This window comes from Streptomyces sp. NPDC046915, from assembly GCF_040644935.1.
In the GTDB taxonomy this organism is placed as follows: Bacteria; Actinomycetota; Actinomycetes; order Streptomycetales; family Streptomycetaceae; genus Streptomyces.
Window position 1 is genome coordinate 287,844 of record NZ_JBEYXB010000007.1, and the last position, 11,351, is coordinate 299,194.

Genomic DNA, 11,351 nt, shown 5'->3' on the forward strand with positions numbered 1-11,351 from the left:
GTACCACGCGCGGTAGGCTGGCCGATCGTTGTACCGCATCAGGTGGCCCGGAAATTCGTTCGTCAATGTCCGGAAAACCCGCCCGGTTTGGGACGAGTGTGGTACGGCAGAACCGGAGGACGCGCAACGTGGCGCAGTCCACAGCGGCCTGTCGCGGATCAAGCTGTCACGACGGCGGCATGCCCGCGACAATGCCACTGAATGGCTTTGTCGCCTTTTCCGGGCGGGCCGTTCGTGCCGCTGGGCACGCACGCTCGTTCTTCACTACGGGGCGGTCGGTGCGCCGTTCCGGTTGAGCTGGTCGTAGGAGCACTAACCGATGGGCGAGGGGTACGCATGACGGACACCGGCCAGGTCCCGGCCGAGGGACTGCCGGAGAGCGCAGGCATGGTGGAGCAGCCGGGCGTCCCCGCGCACGCCGCGTACACCTACCTCTCCGAGACCACCGCCGAGGACGAAGACCTGCTGCTGCCCGGTGCCCAGGGCGCGTGGGGCAACGAGGTGCCGCCGCCGCCTCCGGAGCCGGTCCTGGAGACCGTCCACGAGCCGGGCCCGCATGAGACGGACGGGCGCGACAGCGGCTCCGTCGACCTCGGCGGCGTCCGCCCGCTCGACCCGGGGCCCGTGTCCGTCCCGCCGTCCCCGATCCTCTCCGTGCCGCACGACCCCGCGGCGGCCCCGGCGACCCCGCGACGTCCGCTGCACCTCGGGCCGCCGATCCCCGACGCCTCCGCCAGCCCGGTCCGCTCCCTCGCCGACCGCGGCCCCGCCGGCGCGCCGGTACGGCAGTCCGGGCCACAGGCCCCCGGCCCCGAGTACCTCGACGCGCAGCCGCTGCGCGACCTCGCCCCGCAGGGCGCGGCTCCGTGGGGCGCGGCGCAGGGGGCGCCCGGGGCACAGGTGAACGCACAGGCCCCGGCTGCCGAAACGGTTGTTCCGGCGCCCGAGCCGACGCCCGAGCCGGCCACCGGCCCCTCCGCCGCGCAGGCAGCCGTGGCCCGGCTCGCCACGCAGGCCGCCATGGCGGGTGCCACGACGGAGGTCGCCGCTGCCGCCGCTGCCGCCGCCCAGGTGGCGGCGCGGGAAGTGGCCGCCGGAGTCGTCGCTCAGGAGCCGGACACGGCGCAGGACGTTCCGGGGCATGACTCGGCGCACGCCGTGGCCGAGGAGCAGGACGGCGAGGCCGCCGTCGCGCCGGAGGCCGCGCAGGGCCCCGAGAGTGTCCCGGTCCCGGAAGACGCCCAGGCCCCCGACGGAGTGCCGGACTTCGCGGGCCCGGAGGCGCCGGAAGCCGTGCCCGGCCCGCAGGCTGTCCACGACCCGCAGGTCGCCCAGGCCCCGGAGGCCGTGCCGGGTCCCGAGGCCGCGGAGGCGTCCGGCGAGGCAACGGTGGAGGTCGTGGAGGTCCAGGAGACCGCGGACGAGGAGGCCGCGCACACTCCGGCGACCGCTCCGGCGCCGGAAGAGGCCCAGATCCCGGAGGCTCAGGTCCAGTCCCCGGAGATCGAGCAGGCCGCCGAGGTCGCCGAGCCCACCGAGCCCACCGAGGTCGCGCAGACCGCCGACGACCTCCGGGCCCCGGAGGGTGTTCAGCCGATCGAGGGCACGGAGGTGCCCGACGCGGGTCAGGCCCAGGCGACCCCGCCGGCCGCGGAGGCCCCGCAGGCCCCCACCGACACCCCGGCCGGCGCGCCCGCCACGGAACCGGCCGAAGCGACCGAGCCCGCCGAGCACGTCACGCAGACCGCGCCCGACGCCGAGCCCCCGCAGGCTCCTGCCGTCGCTGCCGTAGCTGCCGTCCCGGAGCCGCCGCGCGCCGAGTCCGCCCCGGCCGCCGCGGAGGCCGTACCTACGGCGCCCACCGGTGCCGACATCCCCGCACAGGTCCAGGGCCCGCAGCTCGGCCACCCCCAGGCCGGCGACCAGGCGCAGCCCGCCACGCTCGTACCGGAGCAGCCGCCGGCCGACCAGGCGGAGCAGCAGCCGGACCAGCGCCCGGACGTCCAGCCGCAGGAAGAGCTCCAGGCCCCGGAGGCGACCCCGGCGGAGCCGGGCACCCCCGACGCGACCCCCGAGGACACTGCCCACGCCGAGGACGGCACCGGCCCGGAGACGGCCCCCGCTCAGCCGGCGGCCGACCCCGCCGCCCCGCACGCCCAGGCGCCCGAGCCCGTCGCCGAGCCCCTGGCCCCCGCCGCCGAGGAGCCCCCGGCGCCCGGCGACCCCGCGGCCGCGCCTCCCGGCAGCGTGCCGGCGCAGGCGCGCCCGGACCAGCCGCTGGGCCGGTTCGTGCCCGTGCAGGGCTCGGTGCCCACCACTCCGCACCTCGCCCCGACCCCGCCGCACCCCCTCGTCCTCCCGCAGGACGAGCCGGCGGCCCCGGCGGAGCCCGTCGCCACGGTCCCCGGACCCCGGGAGGCCGACCTCGCGCCGGCCCACCCGGACGAGGCGCCCCACCCCGAAGTCGTACAGCACGCGGAGGACCTGGACACCAGGGCCGCCGACCAGGAAGAGAGCACGGCCGAAGTGGCAGAAGCAGGACAGTCCACCGGCCCGGCCGCGCCCGGCTACGAGGACGCCGAGCGCGAGGCCGTGCTCAGGGTGATGCGCGAGCGCCGCGACATCCGCAACGGCTTCCGCAACGACCCGATCCCGCACGAGGTGCTGCTCCGCGTCCTGGAGGCGGCCCACACCGCGCCCTCCGTGGGCCACTCGCAGCCCTGGGACTTCGTCGTCATCCGGTCCGCCGAGACCCGGCGCAGCATGCACGAACTGGCCATGCGCCAGCGCGACGCCTACGCCAAGTCCCTCCCCAAGGGCCGGGCGAAGCAGTTCAAGGAACTGAAGATCGAGGCCATCCTCGACACGCCGGTGAACATCGTCGTCACCGCCGACCCCACCCGCGGCGGCCGCCACACCCTCGGCCGGCACACCCAGCCGCAGATGGCGCCGTACTCCGCGGCGCTCGCCGTCGAGAACCTCTGGCTCGCCGCCCGCGCCGAGGGCCTCGGCGTCGGCTGGGTCAGCTTCTTCGACGAGCGCGAGATGGTCCGTGCCCTGGGCCTGCCCGAGCACCTGGAGGTCATCGCCTACCTGTGCGTCGGGTACGTCGACGAGTTCCCGGACGAGCCCGAGCTGATGCAGGCCGGCTGGTCCAAGCGGCGCCCGCTGTCCTGGGTCGTGCACGAGGAGACGTACGGCCGGCGCGCGCTGCCCGGCGAGGACCCGCACGACCTGCTCGCCGAGACCGTCTCGCAGATCCGCCCGCTGGACGCCAAGGCGCTCGGCGAGGCCTGGGAGCGGCAGAAGCGCATGACCAAGCCGGCCGGCGCGCTCGGCATGCTGGAGATCATCTCCGCGCAGCTGTCCGGCCTGTCCCGGCAGTGCCCGCCGCCGATCCCCGAGCCCGCCGCCGTCGCGATCTTCGCCGGTGACCACGGCGTGCACGCCCAGGGCGTCACCCCCTGGCCGCAGGAGGTCACCGCGCAGATGGTCGCGAACTTCCTCGGCGGGGGAGCGGTCTGCAACGCCTTCGCCGGCCAGGTGGGCGCCGAGGTCTGCGTCATCGACGTCGGCGTGGCCGCCGACCTGCCCGCCACGCCCGGCCTGCTGCCCCGCAAGGTCCGCGCGGGCACCTCGGACATGACCACCGGGCCCGCGATGACCCGCGAGGAGGTCAAGCAGGCCATCGAGGTGGGCATCGAGACGGCCCGCGACCTGGTGGCGGCCGGCAACAAGGCGCTGCTCACCGGTGAGATGGGCATCGCGAACACCACCGCGTCCGCCGCGCTGATCTCCGTCTACACGGGCGCCGACCCGTCCGAGGTGACGGGCCGGGGCACCGGCATCAACGACGAGACGCTGGCCCGCAAGACCGAGGTGGTCCGCCGCGCCCTCGACCTGCACAAGCCGGACCCGGCCGACCCCATCGGCGTCCTCGCCGCGATCGGCGGCTTCGAGCACGCGGCCATGGTCGGCCTGCTCCTCGGCGGCGCCTCCCTGCGTACGCCGGTGATCCTGGACGGCGTCAGCGCCGGTGCCGCCGCGCTGGTCGCCCGCGCGATCGCCCCCGAGGTCCTCGCCGCGTGCATCGCGGGCCACCGCAGCGCCGAGCCCGGCCATGTGGCCGCCCTCAACAAGCTGGGTCTGCGCCCCCTGGTCGACCTCGACCTGCGCCTGGGCGAGGGCACGGGCGCGCTGCTCGCCCTGCCGCTGGTGCAGAGCACGGCACGGGCGATGCACGAGGTGGCGACGTTCGATTCGGCGGGGGTAACGGAGAAGTAAGGGGCCACGGCAGAGGTGGTCCGGTGTTCAGCTGCCGGACCACCCGAGCCATCTGACCCGCCCACACCTTAAAATCCGCACGTCAGGGCCGCTCCGATGGCGCAGCGCCCACTGCACGCCCTTACGAGGAGCCGCACCTCATGGCCGAACACCCCGCCTACCCCGTAGGCCTCCGCCTCTCCGGCCGCCGCGTGGTCGTCCTCGGCGGCGGCCAGGTCGCCCAGCGCCGTCTGCCGGCCCTCATCGCGGCGGGCGCGGACATCCTCCTCGTCTCCCCGGCGGCCACCCCGTCGGTCGAGGCCATGGCGGACGCGGGCGAGATCACCTGGGAGCGGCGCCCCTACACCGAGGGCGACCTCGCCGAAGCCTGGTACGCCCTGATCGCCACCAGTGACGCCGAGGCCAACACCGCCGCCTCCGCCGAGGCGGAGCGCCACCGCGTCTGGTGCGTCCGCTCCGACGACGCCGACGCGGCGACCGCCTGGACCCCGGCCACCGGCCACAGCGAGGGCGTCACCGTCGCCGTGCTCACCACGGACGCGCGTGGCCGCGACCCCCGCCACACCGCGGCGATCCGCGACGCGGTCGTCGAGGGCCTGCGCGACGGCACCCTGGTCGCCCCGCACCACCGCACCCGCGCCCCCGGCGTCGCCCTGGTCGGCGGCGGCCCCGGCGACCCGGACCTGATCACCGTGCGCGGCCGCCGTCTCCTCGCCGAGGCCGACGTCGTCATCGCCGACCGCCTCGGCCCGCGCGATCTGCTCGCCGAACTCCCGCCGCACGTCGAGGTGATCGACGCGGCGAAGATCCCGTACGGCCGTTTCATGGCCCAGGAGGCCATCAACAACGCGCTGATCGAGCACGCCAAGCAGGGCAAGTCCGTCGTCCGGCTCAAGGGCGGCGACCCCTATGTCTTCGGCCGGGGCATGGAGGAGGTCCAGGCGCTGGCCGAGGCCGGGATCGCGTGCACGGTCGTGCCCGGCATCTCCAGCTCGATCTCGGTGCCGTCAGCGGCGGGCATCCCGGTCACCCACCGGGGTGTCGCCCACGAGTTCACGGTGGTCAGCGGCCATGTCGCCCCCGACGACGAGCGTTCCCTGGTCGACTGGCCGTCGCTGGCCCGGCTGACCGGCACGCTCGTGATCCTTATGGGCGTCGACAAGATCGGGAAGATCGCCGAGACGCTCGTCGCCCACGGCAAGTCCCCCGAGACGCCCGTCGCCCTGGTCCAGGAGGGCACGACCGCCGCCCAGCGCCGCGTGGACGCGACGCTCGCGACGGTCGCCGAGACCGTCCGTGCGCAGGACGTGAAGCCCCCGGCGGTCATCGTCATCGGCGAGGTCGTCGCCGTGGGCCCGAACCCCGTCGCGCGCCCTTCCGCGTAACCGCGGGTAACACAACCCGTTCCGAGCCGTTGGCACCGCACCCAGGACAAGGCAGTATCACCCTGTGGCCGATCTCATCACCGTTGAGGACCCCGCCGACCCGCGCCTGCGCGACTACACGGGCCTGACCGACGTCGAACTGCGGCGCAGACGAGAACCGGCCGAAGGCCTGTTCATCGCCGAGGGCGAGAAGGTCATCCGGCGGGCCAAGGAAGCGGGCTACGAGATGCGCTCGATGCTGCTCTCGGCCAAGTGGGTCGACCTCATGCGAGACGTCATCGACGAACTCCCCGCCCCCGTGTACGCGGTCAGCCCCGAACTCGCCGAACAGGTCACCGGCTACCACGTGCACCGCGGCGCCCTCGCCTCCATGCAGCGCCGACCGCTGCCGACGGCGGCCGAACTGCTCCACGACGCGCGCCGGGTCGTGGTCATGGAAGCGGTGAACGACCACACCAACATCGGCGCGATCTTCCGGTCGGCCGCCGCCCTCGGCATGGACGCGGTGCTCCTCTCCCCGGACTGCGCCGACCCGCTCTACCGCCGCAGTGTGAAGGTCTCGATGGGCGCCGTCTTCTCCGTGCCGTACGCCCGCCTGGACACCTGGCCCAAGGGCCTGGACTCGGTCCGCGAGGCCGGCTTCACCCTCCTCGCGCTCACCCCGGACGAGAAGGCGAAGAGCCTCGACGAGGCGGCCCCGCACCGCATGGACCGTGTCGCCCTGATGCTCGGCGCCGAGGGCGACGGCCTGTCCACCCAGGCCCTCGTCGCCGCCGACGAATGGGTGCGCATCCCCATGTCCCACGGCGTCGACTCCCTCAACGTGGGCGCGGCGGCCGCGGTCGCCTTCTACGCGGTGGCCACCGGCCGCCCGGACGCGTAGCGGGCCTGCCCACCCACAACCCGTGCGAGTGAGTTGGATGGCGCGGCCTGCTCCTATCAGCCCGTCCGGCGTTTGAGGACGAGGCCGTTCAGGCCGATCGGGGGTCCAGGGGGCGTGCCCCTGGCGGGGTCGAAGGGGCGGAGCCCCTGGGGACGGGAACGGGTAAGGGCGGCGGGGGCGAATAACGTCGCCCCCGGTCAGCCAGGCCGCGTCCGCCGCGGCGCGCTACTCCGTGAGATCCGCCGGCGGCAACGGCAGCGGCCCACGCGCATGCTGGGCGTGTACGACGCCCCCGGCCCCGCCGAGCCCATGGGCGGGCCCCTGACAGCCCTGCGCCGCCGCGATGCCGAGCGCGACCAGCAGGGTCACCACCACGAACACGAACAGCCGCTGCCGCAGCAGCCGCGGGTTGGCGGGCCGCAGCCCGGTCCCCGTGGGCCGCTGCCGCTGCCGCTGCCGCCCGGTCCCGCCCCGCGGAACGGGCCGGCCGCCGCCGGACCGGGACATGTTGCGCGAGGCCGGGGTCGACCGGGCGCCGCCGGTCCGCGCGCCGCCCGTGCGTGCCGCGTCCGGCCGCGACGGCGCGCTTCCGGCCCGCGGGGCACCGCCACCGCGCGACGGCGTGGCCCCCCGCACGGGAGCCCCGCCGCGCGGAGCCGGAGCCCCCGGCGAGGACTGCGTACGCCGCTGGGCGCGCTGCGGATCCGGATAGGTGTCGGCGAGCCGTCCGGTGGGCCGGTCCGCCTCGGCGGCGCGCGGCGCGGGCGGCCGGACGTCGGCCAGGCCCTGGGCCTCGCGTGCCGCGATCTCCTTCAGCCGCAGCGACAGCTGGAGCGTGCTCGGACGGTCCTCGGGGTCCTTCGCCAGGCAGGCCCGGACGAGCGGCGCGAGCGCGTCCGGGACACCGTGCAGATGCGGCTCCTCGTGCACCACCCGGTACAGCATGACCTCGGAACTGCCGTGTCCGAAGGGGGAGTCACCGGCCGAGGCGTACGCCAGCGTCGCCCCCAGCGAGAACACGTCCGTGGCCGGGGTGACCGCGGCGCCGCGCACCTGCTCGGGCGCGAGGAAGCCGGGGGAGCCGACCGCCGTGCCGACGTGGGTCAGCGTCGAGGCCCCCGTGGACCAGGCGATGCCGAAGTCGATGATCCGCGGCCCCTTCGGGGACAACAGGATGTTGGAGGGCTTCAGATCCCGGTGCACCACGCCGGCCTCGTGCACGGCGACCAGTCCCTCGGACAGGGCGGCCCCGATCGAGGCGGCCTCCGCCGCACCGAGCGGCCCCTCGTCGGCGACCTTGTCGTGCAGGGAGGGACCGGGCACGTACTGCGTGGCGAACCACGGCCGGTCCGCCTCCAGGTCCGCCGCCACCAGCCGGGCCGTACACCCGCCCCTGATCCGCCGGGCCGCCGAGACCTCACGCGCGAACCGGGACCGGAACTCCTGGTCCTCCGCCAGGTCCGGCCGGATGACCTTCAGGGCGACCCGCTGCCCCTTCTTGTCCGAGCCCAGGTAGACGACGCCCATCCCGCCCGCGCCGAGCCGTCTGTGAAGCCTGAACGAGCCGACGACGCGCGGGTCCTCGCGCCTCAGGCGCATCATCGCCATGTTCATCCCCGCTGCCCGGTCCGTGTGACGTGGCACAGCTTACGTTTCCACGGCCCGCTGCGCGCAGAGGCCGCGCCCTCTCGCCCCGATGGATTGTCAGTGCCGGATGGGAGACTTGAAGAGTGGTCAGGGGGCGGTCGTGTTGTGCTCCCTTGACCGCCCAGTGACTTCAACCATCCATCCCGGAAGGGGGATTGGGCGCGTGAAGGGTGACCGTGTGGAGATAGTCGTGGACGCGGGGGACACGACACGGACGTACGAGGTGGTGGCCGGCCGGGCGGGTCGCCGTGTGGAGACGGCGGTACGACGAGGCGTGGTCGAAGTGAGCGAAGTCACTCGCAACGGAACGGTGGTCCGTACGGCCCGCTTCATGGCCAACCGGGTGCTGGCCCTGGTCGAGCAGCCGGTGCCGCGCGAGGACAGCTCGGAAAAGCGGGGGCACTCCGGGCGTCCCCTCCGGGAAGACCCCGAGACCTAGGACCGCGTCTCCACCCTGGGGAGTACATCGCAGGTGATGGCTCATCCTCCGGGAGGCCCGTCATTCGGTACGAAGGCATGACGCCCGCCGCCGCCCATCCGCCTAGATTTGAGGTCAAGCGGCGGGTGCAGCACTCGTCCCCCGAGGTCAAGCCACCCGCCGCTGCCAACGACAACTGAAACGGTCAGGAGAGGGACCATGGCCCACACGGCACCGCGGACATTCATCCGCACCCAGGCACGCACCGCGCGCTCCCGCCGTACCGGCCGTCGCCACCCCTTGGTGGCGACCGCGATGGTCCTCCCCCTGGCGGCCCTGCTCGTGTACGCCTTCGGCGGCTGGGAAGCAGTGGTCACACAGGCGTCGTCCGTGGGCGTGATGCTGGGGCGCTGAGCGGCGACCCCAGGCCCGGAAGAGCGGTCCGGGCGGGGACATCCACCCATGAAACCCCGTGGGGACGGGGGTGCGGCGGACGGCACAAATGCCGGCGCAGCTGGGGAGCTGCGCCGGCATTGCTGTGCCCGGCCGCTCGACCGCAGCTGTCGTCGTAGCCGACGTAGCTGCGGGCAATCGTGCCCTCCAGTGCCTCAAGGGCCTGGGGGGACCCCCAGGCGGCACGGGTGGGCGCAGCGGCACCCCGTGACGCCGGGCTGCGAGCCTCCGCCTCAGCTGCAACCCCGGGCCGCGTGGCACCCCGGCCCACCGCACCCGCGTACCCTCGCCGAAACACCCACCCGCACCCGAAGGCTCCCGTGACCGCAGACATACGGCTGCTGCCGCAGCTGACCGCGAAGGCCGGAGCCGTCGCCCACCCCGACGGCGGCCCCTGCGGATGCGGCACCGCGTCCGTCACCCTCGCCGACCGCCCCGACGCCACCGTCGTCCGCCACGCCGGCACCGTCGCGAAGGCCCACGCCCCGGACACGGACCCCGCCGAGCTGACCGTGCGCCTCACGACGGCCACCCGCCTCGCGGACGTACTCCTCGCGCCGGTCGTCCGGACCCCGGTCACCGTCGACGGCCGGCTCGTCACCTTCTGGCCGTACGGCACCCCCGTGGACCCGGACGACCCGGACGCCGCCCCCTGGGAAGCCGCCGCCACCCTCCTCGCCCGTCTGCACCGCGCGCCCGCCCCCGCCTCCGCACCCCTGATGCGCGGCCCCGCCAAGGCCGCCCGCGCGGTGACCCGTCTGCACAGGGCCCTGGCCGGGGAGGACCACCCCACCGCGGCCCCCGTCCTGCGCGCCTGGGCCGCCCTCCCCGCCTGGGCCCGCGCCGAGGCCCCCATGCCCGGCCTCACGACCCTCTGCCACGGCGACCTCCATCTCGGCCAGCTCGTCCGCCACCCCGCTCCGGACGGCCCCTGGCGGCTCATCGACGTCGACGACCTCGGCGTGGGCGTCCCGGCCTGGGACCTGGCCCGCCCCGCGGCCTGGTACGCCTGCGGGCTCCTCCCGCCCGACGAGTGGACGCGTTTCCTCACCGCCTACCGCACGGCAGGCGGTCCGGCCGTGCCCCCGGACGGCGACCCGTGGCCCGCCCTGGACGTCCCGGCCCGCGCCCTCACCGTCCAGACCGCCGCCCTGGTGATCAGCAAGGCCCGCGCCGCGGACCGCTCCCTGGACGAGGTGGAGCAGTCCGTCGTCGACGCCTGCGCACGGATGGGTTCCGTACCGCCCGAGTTGTCGCACGGATTCCCGAAGTAGGGTGCAACCGACCAGGGCCGCACGGAGTCTGTCCTGGGGAAACGCGAAGCAGGACCGACCGGCGAGGAGTTGAGCCGACCCATGCAGTGTCCCAAGTGCCATGCGCCGATGCACACGTACAACCGCAACGGCGTCCAGATCGAGCAGTGCAGCGGCTGCCGCGGCATCTTCCTCGACTACGGCGAGCTGGAGGCTCTGACCCGCCTCGAGTCCCAGTGGTCCCAGCCCGCCCCGCCGCCCCCGGCCGCCCCGCAGGCCTACCCGGCCCCGCAGGCCCCCGCCTGGGGCGCCCCGCACGGCGGTGGTCACGGCGGCGGCCACTACAGCGGTCACGGCGGCCACCACCGCCACAAGAGCTTCGGCCACATGCTGTTCTCCAGCTGAGCCCTCTGGGCCCATCGGGCCCACGACGAAGCCCCCGGCCGTACGAGACGGCCGGGGGCTTCGGTGTGTGGACGATACTGGGATTGAACCAGTGACCTCTTCCGTGTCAGGGAAGCGCTCTCCCGCTGAGCTAATCGTCCGGGGGTGCTGCGTGCGCGATACTGGGATTGAACCAGTGACCTCTTCCGTGTCAGGGAAGCGCTCTCCCGCTGAGCTAATCGCGCTGGGCGGATCTTGCCGTAGGTGCTGGAAGATCCAGTGGACGATACTGGGATTGAACCAGTGACCTCTTCCGTGTCAGGGAAGCGCTCTCCCGCTGAGCTAATCGTCCTTGGAGGTGGAGACGGGATTTGAACCCGTGTAGACGGCTTTGCAGGCCGTTGCCTCGCCTCTCGGCCACTCCACCAGGAGTGTAAGGGGACCGGGAAGACCCCTCTCCTACGAGCGGACGACGAGGCTCGAACTCGCGACCTCAACCTTGGCAAGGTTGCGCTCTACCAACTGAGCTACGTCCGCCTGTCGTTTCGGACCGCTTGCGCGGCCCGGCGACGTGTTGAACTCTAGCGGATTCCCGGGCCAGTACAAAAACGCGTTTGCGCAGCGTGCTGCGCTGCGCCCGGCGG

Annotated in this window: 8 protein-coding genes and 5 tRNA genes; 7 read left to right on the forward strand and 6 right to left on the reverse strand. The window is 74.3% G+C overall.

Annotated features, from left to right (window positions below):
• Positions 1 to 336 precede the first annotated feature (336 nt).
• The 3 genes from cobT to ABZ915_RS20345 all read left to right on the forward strand — a co-directional run bounded on the left by cobT (position 337) and on the right by ABZ915_RS20345 (position 6,552).
• Entirely contained in the window at positions 337 to 4,284 is a 3,948-nt protein-coding gene (gene cobT / locus ABZ915_RS20335; RefSeq protein ID WP_361804615.1) for a nicotinate-nucleotide--dimethylbenzimidazole phosphoribosyltransferase, read from the forward strand.
• Positions 4,285 to 4,424: 140 nt separating this feature from the next.
• Entirely contained in the window at positions 4,425 to 5,669 is a 1,245-nt protein-coding gene (gene cobA, locus ABZ915_RS20340) for a uroporphyrinogen-III C-methyltransferase (protein ID WP_361804618.1), read from the forward strand.
• Between the two features lie 64 nt (positions 5,670 to 5,733).
• Positions 5,734 to 6,552: an RNA methyltransferase gene (locus tag ABZ915_RS20345; protein WP_361804621.1), complete on the forward strand. Its 819-nt coding sequence runs from the start codon at positions 5,734 to 5,736 to the stop codon at positions 6,550 to 6,552.
• Between the two features lie 225 nt (positions 6,553 to 6,777).
• Here the strand turns inward: ABZ915_RS20345 and ABZ915_RS20350 are convergent, their stop codons facing one another.
• Positions 6,778 to 8,166: a protein kinase gene (locus ABZ915_RS20350; protein WP_361805120.1), complete on the reverse strand. Its 1,389-nt coding sequence runs from the start codon at positions 8,164 to 8,166 to the stop codon at positions 6,778 to 6,780.
• 196 nt (positions 8,167 to 8,362) lie between these two features.
• Here ABZ915_RS20350 and ABZ915_RS20355 point away from each other — a divergent pair, with 196 nt between their 5' ends.
• The 4 genes from ABZ915_RS20355 to ABZ915_RS20370 all read left to right on the forward strand — a co-directional run bounded on the left by ABZ915_RS20355 (position 8,363) and on the right by ABZ915_RS20370 (position 10,728).
• A complete protein-coding gene (locus ABZ915_RS20355) occupies positions 8,363 to 8,638 on the forward strand; it encodes a hypothetical protein (RefSeq protein WP_132853645.1) in 276 nt (91 codons plus the stop codon).
• A 198-nt stretch (positions 8,639 to 8,836) separates the two neighbouring features.
• Positions 8,837 to 9,031 carry a hypothetical protein gene (locus ABZ915_RS20360; protein WP_361441009.1) on the forward strand — a complete coding sequence of 65 codons (195 nt, stop codon included), beginning with the start codon at positions 8,837 to 8,839 and terminating at the stop codon, positions 9,029 to 9,031.
• Between the two features lie 359 nt (positions 9,032 to 9,390).
• Entirely contained in the window at positions 9,391 to 10,344 is a 954-nt protein-coding gene (locus ABZ915_RS20365; RefSeq protein WP_361804624.1) for an aminoglycoside phosphotransferase family protein, read from the forward strand.
• Between the two features lie 81 nt (positions 10,345 to 10,425).
• Entirely contained in the window at positions 10,426 to 10,728 is a 303-nt protein-coding gene (locus ABZ915_RS20370; RefSeq protein ID WP_361804627.1) for a zf-TFIIB domain-containing protein, read from the forward strand.
• Between the two features lie 68 nt (positions 10,729 to 10,796).
• On the opposite strand, the gene ABZ915_RS20375 is transcribed toward ABZ915_RS20370, so the two are convergent.
• The 5 genes from ABZ915_RS20375 to ABZ915_RS20395 all read right to left on the reverse strand — a co-directional run bounded on the left by ABZ915_RS20375 (position 10,797) and on the right by ABZ915_RS20395 (position 11,244).
• Positions 10,797 to 10,868: transfer RNA gene (locus ABZ915_RS20375), tRNA-Val, on the reverse strand.
• 12 nt (positions 10,869 to 10,880) lie between these two features.
• A tRNA-Val gene (locus ABZ915_RS20380) sits at positions 10,881 to 10,952 on the reverse strand.
• Positions 10,953 to 10,987: 35 nt separating this feature from the next.
• Positions 10,988 to 11,059, reverse strand: a tRNA-Val gene (locus tag ABZ915_RS20385).
• A 1-nt stretch (position 11,060) separates the two neighbouring features.
• Positions 11,061 to 11,134: transfer RNA gene (locus tag ABZ915_RS20390), tRNA-Cys, on the reverse strand.
• Between the two features lie 37 nt (positions 11,135 to 11,171).
• Positions 11,172 to 11,244 (reverse strand) — tRNA-Gly (locus ABZ915_RS20395).
• Positions 11,245 to 11,351: the final 107 nt, after the last annotated feature.

What these genes read in the sequence shown, in the direction of transcription:
- ABZ915_RS20360 (WP_361441009.1), top strand. Translation starts at nt 8,837, where the DNA reads ATGGCCCACACGGCACCGCGGACATTCATCCGCACCCAGGCACGCACC.
- ABZ915_RS20370 (WP_361804627.1), top strand. Translation starts at nt 10,426, where the DNA reads ATGCAGTGTCCCAAGTGCCATGCGCCGATGCACACGTACAACCGCAAC.
- ABZ915_RS20350 (WP_361805120.1), bottom strand. Translation starts at nt 8,166, where the DNA reads ATGAACATGGCGATGATGCGCCTGAGGCGCGAGGACCCGCGCGTCGTC.
- cobA (WP_361804618.1), top strand. Translation starts at nt 4,425, where the DNA reads ATGGCCGAACACCCCGCCTACCCCGTAGGCCTCCGCCTCTCCGGCCGC.
- cobT (WP_361804615.1), top strand. Translation starts at nt 337, where the DNA reads ATGACGGACACCGGCCAGGTCCCGGCCGAGGGACTGCCGGAGAGCGCA.